At 61.5% G+C, this 19,847-nt stretch carries 19 protein-coding genes and 1 pseudogene; 9 read left to right on the plus strand and 11 right to left on the minus strand.

All coding sequences use genetic code 11. From position 1 onward, the window contains the following. Position 1: 1 nt before the first annotated feature. From LDZ21_RS22565 to LDZ21_RS22575, 3 genes are all read right to left on the minus strand, one after another. The gene (locus LDZ21_RS22565) at positions 2-1,306 is read right to left on the minus strand and encodes an MFS transporter (protein WP_244796203.1); all 1,305 of its coding nucleotides are present in this window, start codon (positions 1,304-1,306) and stop codon (positions 2-4) included. A gap of 91 nt (positions 1,307-1,397) precedes the next feature. Further along, complete coding sequence (locus LDZ21_RS22570; protein ID WP_244796204.1) at positions 1,398-2,207, minus strand: class II aldolase/adducin family protein; 810 nt, start codon at positions 2,205-2,207, stop codon at positions 1,398-1,400. A gap of 160 nt (positions 2,208-2,367) precedes the next feature. Then, positions 2,368-2,709, minus strand: a complete 342-nt coding sequence (locus tag LDZ21_RS22575; protein WP_244796205.1) for a cupin domain-containing protein — start codon at positions 2,707-2,709, stop codon at positions 2,368-2,370. Positions 2,710-2,832: 123 nt separating this feature from the next. Between LDZ21_RS22575 and LDZ21_RS22580 the strand changes: the two genes are divergently transcribed. Both LDZ21_RS22580 and LDZ21_RS22585 read left to right on the plus strand, forming a co-directional pair. After that, the gene (locus tag LDZ21_RS22580) at positions 2,833-4,521 is read left to right on the plus strand and encodes a methyl-accepting chemotaxis protein (protein ID WP_244796206.1); all 1,689 of its coding nucleotides are present in this window, start codon (positions 2,833-2,835) and stop codon (positions 4,519-4,521) included. A 476-nt stretch (positions 4,522-4,997) separates the two neighbouring features. Beyond that, positions 4,998-5,225 (plus strand): hypothetical protein, encoded by a 228-nt coding sequence (locus LDZ21_RS22585; RefSeq protein WP_035960342.1) that lies wholly within the window; start codon positions 4,998-5,000, stop codon positions 5,223-5,225. 424 nt (positions 5,226-5,649) lie between these two features. On the opposite strand, the gene LDZ21_RS22590 is transcribed toward LDZ21_RS22585, so the two are convergent. Further along, positions 5,650-6,057: an Hsp20/alpha crystallin family protein gene (locus LDZ21_RS22590; RefSeq protein WP_244796207.1), complete on the minus strand. Its 408-nt coding sequence runs from the start codon at positions 6,055-6,057 to the stop codon at positions 5,650-5,652. A 21-nt stretch (positions 6,058-6,078) separates the two neighbouring features. Then, positions 6,079-6,519 carry an Hsp20/alpha crystallin family protein gene (locus tag LDZ21_RS22595; protein WP_244796208.1) on the minus strand — a complete coding sequence of 147 codons (441 nt, stop codon included), beginning with the start codon at positions 6,517-6,519 and terminating at the stop codon, positions 6,079-6,081. Between the two features lie 249 nt (positions 6,520-6,768). On the opposite strand from LDZ21_RS22595, the pseudogene LDZ21_RS22600 reads away from it, so the two are divergent. After that, a pseudogene (locus LDZ21_RS22600) lies at positions 6,769-7,151 on the plus strand (hypothetical protein). Between the two features lie 494 nt (positions 7,152-7,645). Here LDZ21_RS22600 and LDZ21_RS22605 read toward each other — a convergent pair. Further along, on the minus strand, positions 7,646-7,909 hold the full coding sequence (locus LDZ21_RS22605; RefSeq protein WP_244796730.1) for a DUF4148 domain-containing protein: 264 nt from the start codon (positions 7,907-7,909) through the stop codon (positions 7,646-7,648). 525 nt (positions 7,910-8,434) lie between these two features. Here LDZ21_RS22605 and LDZ21_RS22610 point away from each other — a divergent pair. The 3 genes from LDZ21_RS22610 to LDZ21_RS22620 all read left to right on the plus strand — a co-directional run bounded on the left by LDZ21_RS22610 (position 8,435) and on the right by LDZ21_RS22620 (position 11,515). After that, positions 8,435-9,799: an MFS transporter gene (locus tag LDZ21_RS22610; RefSeq protein ID WP_244796732.1), complete on the plus strand. Its 1,365-nt coding sequence runs from the start codon at positions 8,435-8,437 to the stop codon at positions 9,797-9,799. Between the two features lie 371 nt (positions 9,800-10,170). After that, positions 10,171-10,875 carry a glutathione S-transferase family protein gene (locus LDZ21_RS22615; RefSeq protein WP_244796209.1) on the plus strand — a complete coding sequence of 235 codons (705 nt, stop codon included), beginning with the start codon at positions 10,171-10,173 and terminating at the stop codon, positions 10,873-10,875. A 13-nt stretch (positions 10,876-10,888) separates the two neighbouring features. Next, positions 10,889-11,515: a TetR/AcrR family transcriptional regulator gene (locus tag LDZ21_RS22620; protein WP_244796210.1), complete on the plus strand. Its 627-nt coding sequence runs from the start codon at positions 10,889-10,891 to the stop codon at positions 11,513-11,515. On the opposite strand, the gene LDZ21_RS22625 is transcribed toward LDZ21_RS22620, so the two are convergent. Together LDZ21_RS22625 and LDZ21_RS22630 are read right to left on the minus strand one after the other, a co-directional pair. Then, entirely contained in the window at positions 11,516-12,157 is a 642-nt protein-coding gene (locus LDZ21_RS22625) for a DUF1109 domain-containing protein (RefSeq protein ID WP_244796211.1), read from the minus strand. It lies immediately after the preceding gene. Continuing rightward, complete coding sequence (locus LDZ21_RS22630) at positions 12,154-12,699, minus strand: sigma-70 family RNA polymerase sigma factor (RefSeq protein ID WP_244796734.1); 546 nt, start codon at positions 12,697-12,699, stop codon at positions 12,154-12,156. Before LDZ21_RS22630 ends, LDZ21_RS22625 begins: the two co-directional genes overlap by 4 nt. 308 nt (positions 12,700-13,007) lie before the next feature. Here LDZ21_RS22630 and LDZ21_RS22635 point away from each other — a divergent pair, with 308 nt between their 5' ends. Genes LDZ21_RS22635 through LDZ21_RS22645 form a run of 3 tightly spaced genes read left to right on the plus strand, consistent with a single transcriptional unit; the run spans position 13,008 to position 14,736 of the window. Continuing rightward, positions 13,008-13,655, plus strand: coding sequence for a cytochrome b/b6 domain-containing protein (locus tag LDZ21_RS22635; RefSeq protein WP_244796212.1), 648 nt, complete (start codon positions 13,008-13,010; stop codon positions 13,653-13,655). Continuing rightward, complete coding sequence (locus tag LDZ21_RS22640; protein ID WP_244796213.1) at positions 13,652-14,428, plus strand: molybdopterin-dependent oxidoreductase; 777 nt, start codon at positions 13,652-13,654, stop codon at positions 14,426-14,428. The genes LDZ21_RS22635 and LDZ21_RS22640 overlap by 4 nt, the downstream gene beginning before the upstream one ends. Positions 14,429-14,487: 59 nt before the next feature. Continuing rightward, positions 14,488-14,736 (plus strand): pentapeptide MXKDX repeat protein, encoded by a 249-nt coding sequence (locus LDZ21_RS22645; RefSeq protein ID WP_244796214.1) that lies wholly within the window; start codon positions 14,488-14,490, stop codon positions 14,734-14,736. 99 nt (positions 14,737-14,835) lie between these two features. Here LDZ21_RS22645 and LDZ21_RS22650 read toward each other — a convergent pair whose 3' ends face one another. The 3 genes from LDZ21_RS22650 to mmsB all read right to left on the minus strand — a co-directional run bounded on the left by LDZ21_RS22650 (position 14,836) and on the right by mmsB (position 19,833). Next, positions 14,836-16,638: a methyl-accepting chemotaxis protein gene (locus LDZ21_RS22650; RefSeq protein WP_244796215.1), complete on the minus strand. Its 1,803-nt coding sequence runs from the start codon at positions 16,636-16,638 to the stop codon at positions 14,836-14,838. A gap of 268 nt (positions 16,639-16,906) precedes the next feature. Beyond that, the gene (locus LDZ21_RS22655) at positions 16,907-17,641 is read right to left on the minus strand and encodes a Crp/Fnr family transcriptional regulator (RefSeq protein ID WP_035960356.1); all 735 of its coding nucleotides are present in this window, start codon (positions 17,639-17,641) and stop codon (positions 16,907-16,909) included. Positions 17,642-18,678: 1,037 nt separating this feature from the next. After that, positions 18,679-19,833, minus strand: a complete 1,155-nt coding sequence (mmsB, locus tag LDZ21_RS22660; protein ID WP_280519431.1) for a multiple monosaccharide ABC transporter permease — start codon at positions 19,831-19,833, stop codon at positions 18,679-18,681. Between the last annotated feature and the right edge of the window lie 14 nt (positions 19,834-19,847).

Consider the following 19,847-nt stretch of genomic DNA (forward strand, 5'->3'; position numbering starts at 1 on the left):
GTCACCTGTCATCCAGCGTTTTGGGCAGGCGCATGGTCATGGCTGCGCCGAGCACGAGAAACGCTGAGATCACGTACATGCCGATATTCGCGTTGCCGACCATCACGTTGAGCATGCCGACGAGATACGGCGACACGAATCCAGCGATATTGCCGACTGAATTGATGAACGCGAGCGCCGCGGCCACCGATGCGCCAACGAACAGACTCGTCGGCAACGCCCAGAAGAGTGCAACGCATGAATACACGCCTGCGGCCGCCACCGAGAGGCACACTGTCGTCACGACCGGTCCCGCCGAAAGCCACATGCTCATTGCCAGTCCCACTGCGCCGATCAACATGAACAGGGCGAAGTGCACGCGGCGTCCGCCGGTGCGGTCGGCGCTGCGGTTCGACATATACAAGGCGATGGCCGCGAAGATATTCGGCACCGCCGAGTACAGGCCGATGGCGAACGGGTCCGTTACACCGCTGCGCTTGATCAGCGAGGGCATCCAGAAGCCGAGCGCGTAAAGGCCCATGATGAGGCAGAAGAAGATCGCGCAGAATCCCCAGAGTTTCCGGTTGGCGAGAAATGCGCGCACGCTCGAATGATCCACCTTGCCCGCGTTCTCAGCGCGGATTTCGTTGAGCACGTCGTTGCGCTCTTCTTCGGTGATCCAGCGCGAGTGAGCGGGGTTGTCGTCGAGAAAGGCGAGCACGACGAACGCGAGCACGACAGCCGGAATCGCCTCGATGAGAAACAGCCATTGCCACGCCGCGAGATACTCGTTGCCCGCGAACGCATGGAGGATATAGCCGGAAATCGGCCCGCCGACGACGAACGCGAGCGGTGCGCCCATCACGTAGATGGACATTGCGCGGCCGCGATATCGAGCTGGGAACCAGAGCGTGAGCAGATACATGATTGCGGGCGCGAAGCCTGCTTCGGCGGCGCCGAGCAGGAAGCGCGCGACGTAGAACATCGTCGGTGTCTTCACGAAGATCATCGCCGCCGAGATCACGCCCCAGGTCAGCATGATGCGCGCGATCCACTTGCGTGCGCCGACTTTGCGCATAACGAGATTACTTGGCACCTCGAAGAAAAAATATCCCGCGAAGAAGATGCCCGAGCCGAGGCCATAGATGGCGTCGTCGAAATGAAGTGCGTCGAGCATCTGGAGTTTCGCGAAACCCACGTTCACTCGATCGAGGTACGCGACCAGATAACATATCAACAAGAGCGGCAAGAGCCGCCAATAGGCGCGGTAATAAGTGCGGCTCGTATCCGCCTGCCTGACGGCTTCTTCGCCATATAGCGCTTCCATGCGTGTCTCCGGTATAGATGTTTTTGTGCGCCTGGTGCGGCATGCTCAATCACTTCGCGCATGCCGCGACGTGCTGGCAGATCTCGATGCGTCAATCGAGATAGTCCGGTTCCTCTTCTGCGATCTCGTACAGCATGGTCTGGAAATGCAGCCAGCTGATGAACGAATTGCCGAGGTGCTGGTGCGAATATTCGGCGAACTTGTGATCGATCGGTATCGGGCGCGATTCGGTCGCGTCCATCAGCAACTGCATCTTGCAGCAATGATCGAGCGCGATGAACGTCCACACGGCATCGTCGATGCTGTGGCGGCTGGCGGTCAGCAGCCCGTGATTCTGATGGATGATCGCCTTGTGATTCTGGAAGGCGAGCGCGATAGGATTGCCCGATTCGTCCGCCACCGGCACCTTGCCCGCTCCATCGCGTACCACGGTATGACTGCCGTAGAACATGCACGCGTCCTGCGTGACGTAATCAAGCGGCTTGCCCATCGCGGCCCATGCGTCGCCGTTCACCGTATGGGCATGGCACGAGCCGATGATGTCCGGATTCTCCGCATGAATCGCGGAATGCAGCACGTAACCCGCGCGGTTCACCGCATACTTGCCTTCGATCACGGTGCCCGAATGATCAACCAGCACCAGTTGCGACGTTTTCGTGCGCGACCACGGCACGCACATCGGGTTCGTCCAGAAAAGATCCGGATGCTCCGGATCGCGCACCGTCAGATGGCCGCCGAAGCCAAAGCTAAAACCGTGGCGGGCGAAGATCCGGCACGCGGCGGCGAGATGTTCCTTGCGATACCGGCGCTCCTCGGCGGAACTCGAAAACGTCGGTTCCTGTGGAAAGATGAGGCCATCCTGTGTCGGGCTGTAAATCGAATCCTTGGCGTCCATTAGCATCGAAGCGTCCCCTTGTTGAGTTCGAGGTGCCAGTATAGGAGCGCGTTTGCGACGGATTCAGGGGCTGTAGGGAATAGGATTTATGCACGGAAATCGTCGTGCAGAGCGTCAGTTCGGCGCTCCGCTGCAGAGACGCTCGCGGTGGCCGTCGTGCGTGCGGTCAGCGTTCCTTCGCACAAGCGTTCGACATGCACGAAAACGCGATGAGGAGCGGCAGACCGGCGACCATGTGCCCGCGATCCGTCGCGCGGTATTCCATTTCCAGCAGTTCGACGAGCGGCATCGCCGCGCTTTCGTGCGTTTGAACGTTCACACGCGTCACGCCGGCGCGCTGCAACAAAGGGACGAGCGCAGGCGCGCGCATCGCGGCGAGCGGTTCGAGCGAACGTTGCGCGGCCGTCAGCACCAGACCATCCACATCCGGCGCGAAGTTGAAGCCGTGCACGGTTTGCACCTGAGCACCAGGACGCCCGACGATGGCGTCGCGCTGAACGTTCGCCACGTCGTTCGCGCGGCTCCATGCGCCGATTGGGGACTTCCTCCATTCAAGTGGTCGAAGTTACTGCCGTTAGCAGGGGTAAAGCCGCGCATTGCGGCGACCGCAACCTCGCACTCGGAATCTGGAATGAAAGTCTCTACTCGGCTCATGCTGCTAGCCGTTACAGCGCTTATCGCGCTGCTCGCAGTCGGTGGATACAGCGTCTATAGCGTGCGACGCGCGATGCTCGATGACAAGCAGGCGCAGATCGTCAACCTGTTGAAGATGGCCGAGCACCTCGCCCAGTATTACCACGAGCAGGAAGTTGCCGGCGCGATGACGACGGAGCAAGCGCAGGCGGCGACCAGGACCGCGTTGAACAGAATGAATTATTCCGATCAGAGCTATTTCTGGGCGCGTCTTCCGGACGGGACGTCGCTCGTGCACCGGAAGCAGGAGAACATCGGCAAAGTCCTGCTTGGTAAAGCGCCGGACGGACGGCCAGACACAGAGCTTTATCGCGAGATGCTCGCCAAGGAGCACATTCCGGTGCTGATGGTGGTGACGACACACCCATCGACCGGCGTGATGACAGGCAAGATGAACGGCATCGTCGAGTTCAAGCCCTGGGGCTGGTGGATCGGTACGGGATTCTTCACCGACGATATCACCGCCACTTTCCTGCACACGACGCTGGAAACCGCGGGCTTAATAGCACTGGCGCTCGCGGTCATTGCCGCATTGGCGTGGAAAACCATTCGCAGCGTGACGGGCGCCCTCGGCGGCGAACCCGGGTATGCAGTGGGCGTTGTCCGGGCCATCGCAGGCGGCGATCTGAGTTCACCAACGGTGCTCAAGAACGGTGATGACCGCAGCCTTCTCGCTGCAGTGGAACACATGCGCCTCGGTCTCGAAGAGATGGTGACCAGGATCCGTGCGAGTTCGGAGTCTGTCTCGTCCGGCGCCGTTGAGATTGCGGCGGGCAATACCGACCTCTCGAGCCGCACGGAGCAGCAAGCGGCGTCGCTGCAAGAAACGGCAGCGAGCATGGAGGAACTGACAGCGACGGTCAAGCAGAATTCCGAGAACGCTCAGCAAGCGAGCGGACTGGCCGACAACGCGAATGCGGTCGCCAACGAGGGAAGCGCGATCATCGGTCAGGTTATCCAGACGATGGACGGCATCGAGCAAAGCTCGGGCAAGATCGCTGAAATCATCGGGATGATCGAAGGCATCGCGTTCCAGACCAACATTCTGGCACTCAACGCTGCGGTGGAAGCCGCACGCGCCGGCGAGCAGGGCCGTGGCTTCGCGGTCGTCGCGAGCGAAGTGCGCAGCCTCGCGCAGCGTTCATCGACCGCCGCGAAGGAGATCAAGGATCTGATCGAAACGTCCGGCAGCCGGGTCCACGAGGGATCCGAACTCGTGGCGCAGGCAGGTGAAACGATGAAGCGCGTGGGCACGGCGATCCAGCGAGTCACCGACATCATGGGCGAGATTGCGTCGGCGTCGAACGAGCAGACGCGAGGCATCGAGCAGGTGAATCAGGCCATCTCGCAGATGGACGAGGTCACGCAGCAGAACGCGGCGCTCGTTGAAGAAGCGGCGGCAGCGGCCGGGTCGATGGACGACCAGGCGAAGCAACTGACCGCAGCCGTTGGTGCGTTTCGGACGGGGCAGATGTTCACGGCATCGCCGGTAGCGGCGAGTGCAGTTCCGGCTAAGCGATCGCCGGCTCCGGTGCCGGTGCGCGCTGTCACGCGTCCTGCGAAGCCGGTGGCCGAGCGCGCTCAACCGGTCGTGGCTTCCAGTGACGGGGACTGGTCGACTTTCTGATCGAGGATGTTGCATCGGATGAAAAGCCGCAGTTGTCTGCGGCTTTTTGTTTTGGGCGATCCGACACGCGCTACACGGGCTTTGCGGTCTCACTCATTGTGGTGGGTGATTCCCAGCGTGGTGGTGATCGTAGGCACGCCCGACTTCGCTGTTACCGTTCCAAGTTAGCCCCGACCGGGTCATCGGTCGGGGCTTTCTTATCGGCCTACGAGCCGGTCGGTCCTCCGTCGACAGCAGTCATTGAGTTCTAGCTGTTAAACATCCGACTTAAGGACTCACCGGGGAATTGTAAGGAAAGTTAAAACTACCCTTAGACGAAAATTGAACCGTTAATATCACCCCTCGAATTTGCTGACCTTTGACGTAGCTGAGGACCAGACGACCATGCCGCGTCGCGATCCGCCTGCGGTGGAAGGCGAGCGGAGCAAACGGCATCGACGAGTGCCGGAGCAATTTATAACTTGAGAGAGAAACCGATGATCATCTATCACGGCGGAGCCGCATTCGAGCCGAACGTCATGCGTAATGGAAAAGCCTTCGTGGCAACGGCGTCCATCCTGGAAGAGGATGGCCATTCGACCTCCCTCGGTAAGTGGGGCTTTTTCGCTAGCGAAGACTGCGCGATGCAGTTCGCGATCCGGTCGGCGACGGCCTTCCTCGAGGGTGATGAATTGCCTGTGCCGCCCATCGGACTGTCTGCGTAGTTCGGCTCATGCCGTAGCGGTGTTGGACCCGTTGACGTTCACGCTGCGCGCCCTGCGCCTTCTGGCTAGTACCGGTCGCGCCGTAGCGCGACGTCGCTGTCGCGCACATGTCCTGTCGTCAGCCGTTGTGCTGTGGTGCACGTGCACGGCTGGTACGCCGTCTTCCTTGCCAGTGCTGTCGCCGGAATTGGGCAGTTGGGGCCGCTTGTCCCATGCGACCAGGCACTTGGTCGCGGACGGTTCAGGAACTGCTCGACATGTCTAGATATCGTATTTCGCAGCGTTTCGTCCGAGAGAACCGGCTTCGGTTCATCTCCATCGGACTGCGCTCATGCTTCCTACGGTAACGTTCCTCCTTCGAACGAAGCACGCGAATCGTACGCTTCAAAGGACGTGGCGCAACCGCTGCGCCACGTCCAGTCGCTCAGTTCACGGCGACTTCAATGCGCCGCGGTTTGGCCTCTTCCCGGCGAGGCAGCGTCAACCGAAGCACGCCGTCTTTGAGCGAGGCATCGATCTTTGATGTATCGAAGTCCTCGCTCACCGTGAAGGTGCGTGAGAAGTGCGGCGCCCGGACCTCCGCGTGGATGAGCCGCAGGTTGGCTGGCACTGGCACGACGGAGTCGGCATCGATCGTCAGGCGTCCGTCCTGGACCTTCACTTCCAGCCGGTCCTTCGATACACCCGGCAGGTCAGCCCAAAGGGTGACCGAGTGCGCGTCTTCGATAATGTCCACAGTCGGCGTCCGCGTCTCGCGCCGGCGTTGATCATTCGACTCTTGACGAGCCACCGCATCTTGTTCGCGCTCTGCAACTTGTGTCGTATCGCTCATGACATCACCTCGTTCGTGTCTTCATTGGACGGTGATCGCACGCGGCTTCGACGCCTCGCGCTTGCCTACTGAAATCAGCAGACATCCGTCGATGTACCTAGCCTGCACCTTCTCGGGGTCGGCGTGCTGCGGAAGCTCGATAGCACGCCGGAAAGCGCCGCTAAAGCGCTCCTGAGCGTATTCGCGCGTGCCTTCCGGCAAGGCGCCATTCTGTGTCACGCGTTGGCCGGCGATGACAAGCAAGCCCTTGTCGACAGACACTTCCAGTTTGGCTGGGTCGAGACCGGGCGCAAACGCGACGATCTCTATCGTGTCGTCGGTCGAGCCGATGTTGATTTGCGGGAACGCGTCGAGGCGGCCTGAGCGCAGGCTGCTCGGTAGGCCATCGAATACACTCGACAACTGCCTTTGCAGTCTCTCCAGTTCGGTGAAGAGATTGGCCCCAGTGAAAGCTTCATTCATCTTTGCTCTCCTCTGGCGGCAAGAGGGGAAGCTGCTTTTTGCGCTTCAGCTTAGCTGCCCCAATGCCGCGGACAAATTAAGTTGAAACACGCAGCGCGCGCGGATGGCGGCTGCCTTTCTACCGCCTAATATAAAAAATTTTCTGGAATTTTCAAGGGGTGAATCTCGCATGAGTCGACGGTTCAATTGCACTTGAAAATCGATTTTCCGACCATACAGTCCGGCCAGCTAGGTCGTAGGAGAAACGTCGTGGAATTCGATACCGATTGGATCACTCTCGGAAAGCATCGCATCAAATTGCGCTCAACGAAGGGCTTCCCTGGCGAAATCATGCACCGGGTAGCCGAGGTCACTCGTCTGGCGGTCGATCACAATATGAGCGCGCGGGCGCGCATCGTCGAGATCGTGTTTCGGCAGGAGAAGGCTTACGACATCACGATCGGCACCACAATGGCCGATGACCGGGTGTGCGCGCCGCAGCTCGAAGCGGCGATCGCGACCGTGATGGGCCTCCTGCCGGAGCAGATCAACCTTTTCGTAGAGGCGGTTACGCAGGAGGAAGTGGACCTGCACTTCGGTGTCTAGAACGGATGCTCGCCGAGAAGCTTGGCACCGTGCCACCGTTGCAGTGAGTTGCGTGAGTTGCAGTGAGTTTTAGTGAGTTGAATTGGGCGGCTTAGAGCACGATGGTGCCTTGCTCAGGCACTCGTCGTCTGGCTCAATGATCGAACATTCAAGCTTGGGATAGCGAGCCGTGGTTTTAAGCGCGTCTTTGTCAACTCATTGGGAGACCGCCGGTAGAACGGACGTCCAGAGAAGTAGTGGTGCGGCTCAAACGCAGGAACGGCTCCAAGGAACGTCGTGGGTATTGCCTCTCAGTTAATGCATAGCTCGCTGCGCATAGACGGCCGTGGACCGCATCTTTGACGGTGTAAACCGAACCGGCTTTCGAGAGTGCTTGGCGCGCCGATTTACGTCCGCTCCCCTAGAAGGCGCTGCTATCCATGTCCAAATTGCGATCGCAGCGGCTTTGCAGAGGAACGCGAACCCGTCTGGCGTGCCCGGAGTGACACAGGCCTTGCTAATCACGACCGGCAGTTGCAATGCGTCCGTCGCTACGTTTGCGTCATTGAGGGGGTGGTGGCGGTGGCGGGCATTCCGTCTGGAACCAGTAGTCGACGAGGCGCTGTGCGTACTGTAGATCCTCGGGGTAGTAGGGATCATCCCAGAAGGGCGATGGGTCGTATCCCGCCTTTCTGAGGGCGCCCAACTCCACTTGGTGTTGAGCCATCGTGGGGTTCGTGTTTGTCTTCAGTGCGGCCAGGTCGCGGCACTCGACGTCGGTCAGATGCCTTCCCGGCGGAAGCACCCCGGCTCCCGGCGGCGGCATCTGGCCGATGACGCATCCCGTGAGCAAGCACGCCAAAGGAAGGAGGCGGGTCAGCGTTTTCAAGGTTCCGTTCACGATGGTTACTCGCAGTTAGTGTCGCCGCCCAGACGCACGTCACCTCGGAATCCGCGTTGCCGTCGTCTTTCTTGACCACTCCATCGATGCCCGATGTCTGATCTTTTACGCCGAATTTGTTGGTCGGCCATTCTCAACTCCTCTTCGTTGTTCCAGTCGCATACAGCAAAGCATATTCCGGGCGCGATCACGAAGCCTTCTCCGCATTACTGAGTTCTTCAAAGATGCGCGCAGCGTCGGTGTGCGTCCGGCGAAGTCCGGCGCGTGCTCGCATTCGCTTCGTAACAACATAACCGCCGCCGATAGCTTCCCGTAAGCCTCATTGGCCACGACGAGCGCGATGCGTCGCGTTCCCGTATCGTGTCGGATTGTTCTCTGTCCGCTTACTTACGGAATCACGACGTGTCCGCCGATACCGCTTCCTCGACGCCCCGCGACCCCGACGCGCCCATGACCTCGCTCGAGCGCCGCGGCATGGCCGCGCTTTTGCTCGCCGTCGCGATGGCAACGCTCGATACCGCCATCGCCAATACCGCGCTGCCGGCCATCGCCGCCGATCTTCACGCGACGCCCGCCGCGTCGGTCTGGATCATCAACGCGTATCAGCTCGCCATGGTCGCCACGCTGCTGCCGTTCGCCGCGCTGGGCGGAATCATCGGGCATCGGCGCGTTTATCTCGGTGGATTGATCGTATTCACGATCGCGTCCGCGGTGTGCGCGTTGTCGTGGTCGCTGCCGACGCTCGTCGCCGCGCGTCTGCTGCAGGGGCTCGGCGCCAGTGCGGTCATGAGCGTCAACACGGCGATCATCAGCGCGATTTTTCCGCTGCATCGGCTGGGACGCGGTGTCGGGCTGAACGCGCTGATCGTCGGCATTGCGTTCGCCGTCGGGCCGACAGTGGCGTCGATCGTGCTCTCGCTCGGCACATGGCCCTGGCTCTTTGCCGTGAACCTGCCGGTCGGTGTGCTGGCACTCGCGATCGCCTGGTCCGCGCTTCCGCAGACGAAGCGTAGCGCGCACGGCTTCGACCGCATCGCGGCGGCGCTCAACGTCGTCACGTTTGCGGCGCTGATCTTCGCGTTGGGCGAAGCGGCGCAGCGCGCGCCGTCGCGAATCGTGCTGGCATCGCTCGGCGTGGCGCTCGTCGCAGGCGCGTTGATGCTGCGTCGTGAGCGCGGACATCCCGCGCCGATGCTGCCCGTCGATCTGTTTCGACGTCCCATGTTCGCGTTATCGACGATGACCGCCGTCTGCTCGTTCGCCGCCCAAGGTCTCGCCTTCGTATCGCTGCCGTTCTATTTCGAGGGCGTGCTCGGCCGGACGCAGGTTGAAACGGGCTTTCTGATGACGCCGTGGTCGGTGCTCGTCGCGTTGATGGCGCCGATCGCCGGCCGCTTGTCGGATCGTTATCCGCCCGGTCTGCTCGGGGGGATCGGGCTGGCGATTCTGTGCGCGGGAATGGTGTCGCTCGCGGCGCTGCCAGCCGATCCGCATGCGCTCGACATCTGCATTCGCATGGCGGTTTGCGGAGCGGGTTTCGGCTTCTTTCAATCGCCAAACCTGAAGGCTTTCATGGCGAGCGCGCCGCGCGAACGCAGCGGGGGCGCGAGCGGCGTGGTCGCAACCGCGCGGCTGATTGGTCAGGCGCTGGGTGCGGCGCTCGTGGCGTTGTGCTTCGGACTCGCGGGCAAGCACGGGCCGGGACTGGCGCTTTCACTCGGCGCGGGATTCGCGGGGGCGGCGAGCATCGCGAGCGGATTGCGGCTCGTCACTCGCGATGGCGGTGAGACGTCGGTGGGGATGGCGCGGGAGTGAGCCGGGTCGGTTCGATGGGAACGGATCGCGTGTCACATCGACGTTGACAACGGCCTCCAGTTGCGCGATGTCCGGCTGCGGCGACACGTAAGTGCGCGGGCAGCCGACGCACTGCGCCTGTAGAAAGAGTTCGGGATCGCATCGCCTGCAAACTCGCCCGAGTCGCTGAAGCAAAGCGGGCCAGCCCCCCGATGAACAGTGCATCATTCGCATATCCGGTTGCCTGAAGCCCAGGACCTTGTGCGCCACGGACACTTGCTGTCTCTCGGTTCATCTCAAAGGAAGTACCGCCATCATCCCCGCTCATTGCCCATTCTGGATCGACCGATCTAAAATGACCCGGCAGCAATCACGACACGGAGACGACCCGCATGATCGAGTTCTACTTTCACCCGACGCCCAATCCCGCGAAGATCGCGCTCTTTCTCGAGGAATCGGGACTGCCTTACGATCTGAAGCCCGTCGATACCAGCAAGGGTGAGCAGCATTCGCCCGCGTTCCGCGCCATTAATCCGAACGGCAAGGTGCCGGCTATCGTCGATACGGATGGGCCGGGCGGACAACCGGCGGTCGTGTTCGATTCCACCGCCATCCTGCTGTATCTCGCGGAGAAGACCGGCCAGTTTCTCGGCGCGCCGGAAGATCGCCCGCAGCTGCTTTCGTGGCTGATGTTCATCGCGAGCGGTCTCGGGCCGTTCTCCGGGCAGGCGGTGCACTTCCAGTACGCAGCGCCCGAAGGGCTCGACTACGCGGTGAACCGCTATCGGCGCGAGGCCGAGCGCCATTACGAGGTGCTCAACGACAGGCTGAAGGGCCGCGAGTTCATCGTCGGCGACAGCTATACGATCGCGGACATGTCCGCATGGGGCTGGGTCGATCGCGCATCGCGCGTGTTCAGGAATAGCGATGGTCCGCTCGCATCCTATCCCGAGTTGCAGCGCTGGTTCGCCAAAATCGACGCGCGGCCTGCCGTCGAACGTGCGCGCACCGTCAATAAAAAGCATGCGTTCAAGACCGTCAACGACGACGAGACGAAGCGCGCGCTGTTCCCGTCGAACTATCCGAAGTCTGCGTAAAGGGAGAGGGCGCATGGCACGTCCGCGTGAGTTCGACGAAGATGCCGTGCTCGAGGCGGCCACCGTCCAGTTCTGGTCGCGCGGCTACGAGGCAACGTCCGTGCGCGATCTCGCTGCCGCGATGGGCCTCACGTCCGCGAGCCTTTACAACGCGTTCGGCGACAAGCGTGCGCTCTATGAGCGCGCGCTAGAGCGTTATGTCGAACGGGGCTTTCGCGAGCGCGTGCAGCGGCTGGAACATCAGGCCGCGCCGCGCGATGCCATCGTCATGTTCTTCGACGAGATCATTCGGCTCTCGGTGAATGACCCGCATCGCAAGGGCTGTCTGATCGTGAACTCGGCGATGGAGCTTGCGCCGCACGACAAGCAGTTTCAGCGCGCGTTGAATCGCATGTTGAAAGACATCGAAGGCTTCTTTGCGCGCTGCGTGACGGCGGGGCAGGAAGACGGCGCCATTTCTCTCGACATCGACGCCGCCGACATCGCCAAGTCGCTGCTCGCGTCACTCATCGGCTTGCGCGTGCTGGCACGTGTCAACCCGAAGCGCGAGTTGCTGGAAGGCGCGTTGCGGCCCGTGCTCGCGATGCTCGACGTCACGCCGAAAGCGACGCATGCGACCCAAGCGCGCCGCAAGAGTTGATCACCACCGCAGCAGCTTCGGACCGAGCCACGCGCCGATGCCCGCAGGCAGGATCATGCCGATGGCGTACCACACGCTCCAGAATGCCGGGCTCATCTCCGGACAGTGCAGGCAATACGCGACCGTCGCGATGGCGCTCGCAAGCAGTCCCGCGACAGCGCCCGTGCGGCGCGGCTGCGTCGGCGCGAGGCTTTTCATCGCCCAGAAGACAGCAGGAAAGGTCGGCGCCGAAAGCAGCACGATATTGAACGGACACGTGCGCCATGTATGCCCGAGCAGAGTCGGCAGACGTTCGCCGGGCGCGGCAGCTTCGAGAACGACCAAGCCGGCGAGCCATACCGCAACGAACGGCATGCCGACGAGCAGCCACGCCTGACCGCCGCGCGCGCCCGGATGACCGAGGCGCGTAACGACGGTCAACGCGCCGGTCGCAATCACGAGCGGATAAGCGAGTTTCGCCCAGAAGACCGGCGTACGGGCGACGATCGAGAGATCCGGCCGCACGCCGAACACGATGCTCATCAGGACCACGGAGCCGAGCGCGCCGAGCAGCAGCGCCTTCGTGAAACGGCGCGCGACGGCGCCGCGATCGACGCGCGTCACCTGATTCGAGAGCAGGCCGATGAGGTCGTCGGTTTTCATTTGAGCCCCCGGATGCGGGCGGCGAGCGCCTTGAGACCGCGATGCACGCCTACTTTGACCGCCGATTCAGAAAGCCCGGTGATGCGCGCGGTTTCGGTCACCGACAAGCCTTGCAGTTTCATATGCATGATGGGCAGGCGCTGTTTGTCGGGCAGGTCTTCGAGAAGTTTGCCGATGTCATGCCGCGCTTGCGCGGGCTCGTCGTCGGCGACGGCGAGAAACTCTGCGTGATCGTCGAGCGGATCGTTCAGTGAATCGCGGCGTGCGCGCGAGCGAAAGAAGTCCATCAGCTTGTAGCGGGCGATCGCGTGCAGCCACGCGGTCAACGGCTCATCCATGCGGTACGTGTGCCGCGCATTATGCACGGCGAGCAGAATCTCCTGAACGAGATCCTCGACGTCGTCGCGATGCTGTGGAATGCGCCGGCGCAGATAGCCGCGCAGATGTCGCGCGAGCGCCTCGAGAAAACCGCGATACGCATGCTGGTCGCCGTCGAGTCCCGCAACGAAGAGCGCCCTCAGGCGGTTTTCCGCTTCTTGCAAGATGGTTCCTGTATTGGCGAGACGGCCGGACGGCGACGCTCGATCAATGCGGGCCACGCGCGGGCGCAGTCCCGGCACGCCGCATTCTGGATCGATCGTTCCAGAGTAGCCGAAGCCGTGATGCCCGGCAATGAATGCCGTGCGGATTCGCATGACGCATCTCCCCCTACGTGTCGCTTTCTATTTCGTTCGCGCGCTGAGAATGGTTACATGCGAATTAATTTATTCGTGGTCATGCATTCCGCTGTAACCGATCAATGGTTGTCGACGAATTCACTCGTATCCGACGCATCGACACGGTGAACGACATGGCAACGACACTCACACCCGCAGGGGAAGCGCCGCAACCTGCATCGCCGATTCATCCGGTCTGGTTGCGCGTCACGCACTGGATCAACGCGTTTGCCGCGCTGCTCATGATGTTCTCGGGCTGGCGCATCTATGATGCCTCGCCTGTGTTTCCGGGCTTCGTCATTCCTACGTCGATCACGCTCGGAGGCTGGCTCGGCGGCGCGCTGCAATGGCATTTCGCGGCGATGTGGCTGCTCGTCTTCAACGGCATCGTCTATCTCGCGTTGAACGTGATGAGCGGGCGCTTTCTCTCGAAGTTTTTTCCGCTGTCGCCGCGTGCCGTGCTGCGCGATCTCGTCGCCGCGCTCAAAGGGAAGCTGTCTCACGCTGACGTGCGCCAGTACAACGCGGTGCAGAAACTGGCGTATCTCGTGGTTGTGGCCGATCTGATCGTGCTCGTGCTTTCGGGACTCGCCATCTGGAAATCAGTGCAGTTTCCGTTGCTGCGCGAGCTGATGGGCGGCTATGACCGCGCGCGCGTCGTGCATTTCCTCGCGATGGCGGTGATGGCGGCGTTCGTCGTCGTGCATATCGCAATGGTCGCGCTGGTGCCGCGATCGCTTCTTACGATGCTGCACGGTGGATCGAAGGGGGACGAGAAATGAAAGCCAAAGACAAGCGAATCATGACGATCGATCGCGCTTCGCTACTGGCGGACGCGCGCCGCGAACTCGACATGCCTTCGAGGCGCCTCTTCGGCAAGCGCTTGCTGACGCTGGGCGGACTGTCGCTGTTGACGGGCTGCTCGATCAGCGATGGAGATTCGGTCAACACGTTCCTCACTGCCGTCTCGCGTTTGAACGATCGCGCGCAGGCGTTGCTGTTCGACCCGACGCGCCTCGCGCCAACCTACACCGAAGCAGAACTCACGCGTCCGTTCCCTTTCAATGCGTATTACGGCGTAGATGAAGTGCCGCGCGTCGACGGCGGCGACTACCGCCTGAAGGTCAGCGGACTCATCACGGGACAGCGCGTATGGACCCTGCCGCAGCTTTACGCGCTGCCGCATGCCGAGCAGATCACGCGGCACATTTGCGTCGAAGGCTGGAGCGCGATCGGGCGTTGGGGCGGCACGCCGTTCGTGGAGTTTTTGCGCCGGGTAGGCGCGGATACGACAGCGAAGTACGTCGGCTTTCGCTGCGCCGACGATTACTACGAGAGTATCGACATGCCGACCGCTCTGCATCCGCAGACGCTGCTCACGTTCGAATACGACGGCGAGCGCTTGCCCGCGAAATACGGCTATCCGATGAAGCTGCGCATGCCGACCAAGCTCGGCTACAAGAACCCGAAGCATATCGTCGAGATTTTTGTCACGAACACATACCCCGGCGGGTATTGGGTCGACCAGGGCTACAACTGGTTCGGCGGCTCTTGATTGCTGGACCGGTTTTCTGCTTTCTTGCGTTCCTACTTTCAACCCGAAGGAGATGTGCCATGAAGCGACTGATGACAGCATTGTTTGCAATCACCATGACGTTCGCGACGTCCGCTGCGTTCGCGCAAGCGAGCGGCGCGATGTCCAACGGTGCAATGTCTCATGACGCAATGAGCAAGGGCGCCATGTCTCATGACTCGATGAGCAAGGACTCGATGTCGCATGACACCATGAAGAAGAGCGGCAAGATGAAGAAGCACGATTCGACGGGCATGGACCACGCGGCTTCGGGTGCGATGTCACAGTAATGAGGCGAAGGGCCGGGCGCGTGCGGCCGGCCCTTTCACTCGTGTGCTATCGGGCTAGAGCCGCACATTGCACGCTGAAAACAGTACTTCGGTCGCGCCTTACGCTACGCGAAACTGACCAACGGCGCTCGCGAGTTCGTTAGCTTGCGTTTGCAACGCCGAAGCGGCGGCCGCCGACTGTTCGACCAGCGCCGCGTTCTGCTGCACCATTTCATCGAGCTGCGCGACCGCACGGTTGATCTCCTGAATCCCGCGCGTCTGTTCGTCTGCCGCGTTGGTTATCTCGCTGATGATCGTGGTGACGCTCGACACACGGCCGACGATCTCGGTCATCGTCTCGCCTGCTTGCTGAACCAGCGACGCACCGGTCGATACGCTGGTCACGCTTGAATCGATCAGTTCCTTGATCTCCTTCGCTGCCTGCGCGCTCCGTTGAGCGAGCGTTCGCACTTCGCCTGCCACGACAGCGAAGCCGCGGCCATCCTCGCCTGCACGTGCTGCTTCGACAGCGGCGTTCAGCGCAAGGATATTCGTCTGGAAGGCGATCCCTTCGATCACGCCAATGATGTCGCTGATCTTCCCGGATGCGCCTTCGATCTCCTGCATCGTCGAGACGACGTCCGAGACGACCGCGCCGCCCCGCGATGCTGCGCTCGCTGCGGTGGTCGCGGTCTGATCGGCCTGCCGGGCTGCGCTGGCCGATTGCGATACCGTGGACGTGATCTCTTCCATCGATGCAGCCGTCTCCTCAAGGCTTGCTGCCGCGGATTCGGTGCGACGCGACAGATCATGATTGCCGGAGGCGATCTCATTGGCGGCGTGACGCACGGATTCACTCGTGTCGCGGATCTGCACCATCACGCTGTTGATCTTGCCGACGAACGCGTTGAACGAGCGGGCGATCTGCGCGACCTCATCGTTGCCATTCGCAGGCAGGCGCTGCGTCAAGTCTCCGCTGCCCGAGCCGATGCCCTCCATTGCGTCGCGCACCTTGGCGAGACCTCTGAAGGCCACGCCCGTGACGGCGCCGATAACGGCGGCGGCGATTGCGGCCAGCACCGCAAGTGAGGCGATCGATGCAACCAGTAGCGATCGCATTCCCGCTGTCGCTTCCGACTTGTCGAGCGCAACGAGCGTCAGCCAATCCGTTCCCGGCACTGCGCGAGTACGTATCAGCTTCGTCGCACCGCCGACGGTGGCCTCGATGGCAGCCGGCTGTTGCCCGGAAGCCGAATTGATGGCGTCCTTCGTCAGTTCGGCGGCGACGTCCGTCGCGGGTTTGAGCGTGAGCTTTGCATCGGAGGCGGCGACGATATTGCCGCTGCGGTCGACGAGCATGCCGAAACTGGCGGGTGTCGGGTGGATCGATTTCACGTTTGCAACGACGCTGTCCATCGCCACGTCGCCTGAAACGACGCCCTTCACTGCGCCGTCGCGAACGATCGGCGCAGCGAAGGCGACCACGAGCTTGCCGGTGGTGACGTCGACGTAGGGCGGCGTAACCACCGGCTTTCCGGCCTCGACCGCCTGCTTGTACCACGGCCGTCCGGTCGGGTCGTAGTCGGGAGGAATGCCGTTGGAATCAGAGAACTTCGCCGTTTTGTCCGCGTAGCCGACATAGACGTTCGTGAAGCCGCCTGCGGACGCGACCTGCTTGAGAAAGGGCACCGGGTCAGCACTCAGCGCGGCGTCTTCGACCGAGACGATCATCTGAGTTTTCGATGTGACCCATTCCTCGATACCCGCCTCGTGGCCGGTAAGAACCGCCGCAAGGCTGTTTTCGATGGATTCGCTGTTGTAGCGATGAGCGACGCCGTAGTTGACGCCCGTATTGACCGCAAGTCCGGCAACGACGATGGCGACGGAAGCGGCAAGGACGCGACTGCGAATGGAAGAGAACATGTAAGCCGTATGAGCCGTGGAAGATCCGCAATGGCTCAGTTAACGACAGATGCGGCGCGCTCTTGATGGCGTTTCGCGTACTCGGTTGCAACTGGTGGCGCCGGCTCGACGCCGCGTAGTTCTGGCCGGAACGCTCGCCAGCGTGGTTGCGGGGGCATCCGGTCGCCGGCGCCCCGCAAGTCGTGCTTCTCGTTCTCTCGATGATGACGCCCAGTCGCGGAGGATCGCTTCTGCCGATTCCCCACTGGGCGTCAGGCAGTCGCTCCGGTCACGCGAACTCCTCGGCCTGACGCGCTCGCGGCAGCATCCGGTCAAATTCACGCTTGACGATGCCGTAGCATTCGCACGAACTCGCCTCCAGTGCGCCGCGGTCGAGCACCTTGATGCAGCCGCGGCTGTTATGGATGAGCCCTGCGTCGTGCAACTTCCCGGCTGCCTCGGTGACGCCTTCGCGACGCACGCCCAGCATGTCAGCGATGATTTGCTGCGTCACTCGCATTTCGTTCGACCCGGTGCGGTCTGACTGAATCAGCAGCCAACGGCAGAGTTGCTTGCTCAGCGTATGGTGACGATTGCAGGCAGCGGTCTGGGCGATCTGCGTCAACAGCGCCTGCATATACAGCAGCGTGATGCGCCGAAGAAGGTCCGAACGGCCGAAGTGATTGCGCAGGGCGCTTGCGCTCATGCGATACGCGGACCCCGCGCCCTGGACCTGAACGCGCGTCGGCATCGTATCGCCGCCCGTCAGTATCGGCACGCCCGTCATTCCCTCGCGGCCTACTGCGGCCACCTCGACGCAACCACCATCTTCCATGGTGTGAAGCAGAGTGATGACAGCCGTAGTGGGGAAGTAGACGTGATGAATGCGTTTGCCGGAATCACAAAGCAGCTGTCCCGCTCGTAATTGAACGAGCTCCAGATCGCACGCGATGGCCTGCCATTCATGCGTAGGAAGCGCGCCTAATAGGTGATTTCCGTGAAGGTCCGACTGAAGGGTCAACATACTCTCTCGTTGGTCTATGCGTTTTTACTTTTGCTTCTCCGGCTCGCACTTCATCCGCGATTGCGCTGAATGCGCTGAAGTGTCGATCCGGCCCCCGCACGCTGGCGCTGTCCGCTTGCAGACAGTGCTGGTTATTTGTTGTGTGCTTGGTCATACATAAGCGAGAGTCGTGCCAAAGTTCATACGAGCCGACGAATAAAATTGCAAATCGTCGGGTTTGATTCATTCATGAAACCCTAAATGGACGGCTTCTATGGCCGGGTTAACTTATTCCGTGGCATGCGCCAAATGTTTAACGTTTGCGCTGTCCGTCTGATCGATCACTTCTCTCGAACTCGGGAGCTTCCATTGGCCAGCGCGCCCAGTTTGCAAAACGTTGCAGGCAGGAATCAAAAACAGGCGTTCGGAGCGACTCGTGAAAGCGGCAGTCAGCCGGCCAAGCGACTTCCGATGCGCAAAATCGCACGAGGCTAGAGAAACTTGCACGGTGGCGAAAATCTTGCGCGTGTTCGACCGTCGCTGGCGTCGGCTCGGGCACGCCTGTGTCTGTCGCCAACGGCTCGACGACCGTCCAGATGAGCAAGAGGGCGAGCTTCGGCCCCACGTGGGATTTCAACGCCGGTGGCACATGGGGCATGCTGCCGAATGCGACGCATCCGATATTGAGGTGGCAGGTCGCGCGGTAGGTCGCGTTACTGAGGTTGAGTCGTGACGCTGACACTCGCCACGCAAAGTCAGTAGCAGGCGATAAGTCAGCGGCTTGGCATATGTACAAAGGCGCATAGACCGCTAAGCGGTCCACACGTCGCTTGTAAGCGGAGGCGGGCGGCATGACCGCTACCCAGCGTGCGGCGCCGTCCGCGGACTCACGGCAAGCTGCCGGACAGTCGCGATGGGTGAGAAAGCGATCCGCGAGATCGCTTCCTCGTGCGCGGCACGCCACTGACGAACCTGCCGTCCGGCGCTTCCCGGCATGGAGACCGTGCAGGTTCGGATATTTGCTCCCGGAGTGGCAAAGGACGTGTCGTCGTACCCAGTCAGGCGCGGTTACGGTTGTAGACATCCAGAAACACCGCCGCCAGCAAGACCATCCCCTTGATCACTTGCTGGTAATCGATGCCAATGCCCATGATCGACATGCCGTTGTTCATCACGCCCATGATGAAAGCGCCGATCACCGCGCCCACCACCTTGCCCACGCCCCCGGAGGCCGATGCTCCGCCGATGAAACAGGCTGCGATCACATCGAGCTCGAAGCCGAGGCCAGCCTTCGGCGTTGCCGTGTTCAGGCGTGCCGCGAAAATCAGACCTGCCACCGCCGCCAATACTCCCATGTTCACGAAGGTCAGGAAAGACAGGCGCGCGGTATTCACGCCCGACAGACGCGTCGCCTTCTCGTTGCCGCCCAGCGCATAGATGCGGCGGCCGATCGTCGTGCGATTGGTCACGAACTGGTAAATCAGGATCAGTACGGCCATCAGGATCAACACGTCGGGCAAGCCCTTGTACGTGGAGAGCAGCCAGCACAAGTACGTGACGGCTCCCGCGAACAATATGTTCTTCATGGCGAAGAACGCGACCGGTTCGACGTCCATGTCGTGTGCCTGTGCCTTGCGGCGTTTGCGCACCTCCGCCGCGACCAGCCCCAGCGCCAGGATGATGCCCACGATCAGGGACAGCACCCGGAAGTCCGTGCCGCCGAACGGATCGGGCAGAAAGCCGGTACTGATGCGCTGAAATGACAGTGGGAATGGGCCGACCGATTGGCCTTGCAACAGCGCCAGTGCGAGTCCCTTGAAGATCAGCATTCCTGCCAGCGTCACGATAAACGACGGAATGCGCGCGTAAGCAACGAACCAGCCCTGCGCAGCACCAATTAACGCCCCCACCAGAAGCGTTGCGATGATCGTCGGTACCACGGGCCATGAGTACTGCACGATCAGAACCGCAGCCAGCCCGCCGATAAAGCCGCTGACCGATCCGACAGACAGATCGATGTAGCCGGCCACGATCACGAGCAGCATGCCGAGCGCCATCACAACGATGTAGCTGTTCTGCAAAACCAGATTGGTGATGTTCAACGGCTGCATCAGCACGCCGTCGGTCTGGTACTGGAAGAACCCCATGATGACGACCAGCGACAGCAGCAGGCCGTAGTCGCGCAGATTGTTCTTGAGAAAGCCGAGTTTCATGAAATGGCCTTGAT

It is taken from the genome of Caballeronia grimmiae (assembly GCF_022879615.1).
Taxonomy (GTDB): domain Bacteria; phylum Pseudomonadota; class Gammaproteobacteria; order Burkholderiales; family Burkholderiaceae; genus Caballeronia; species Caballeronia grimmiae.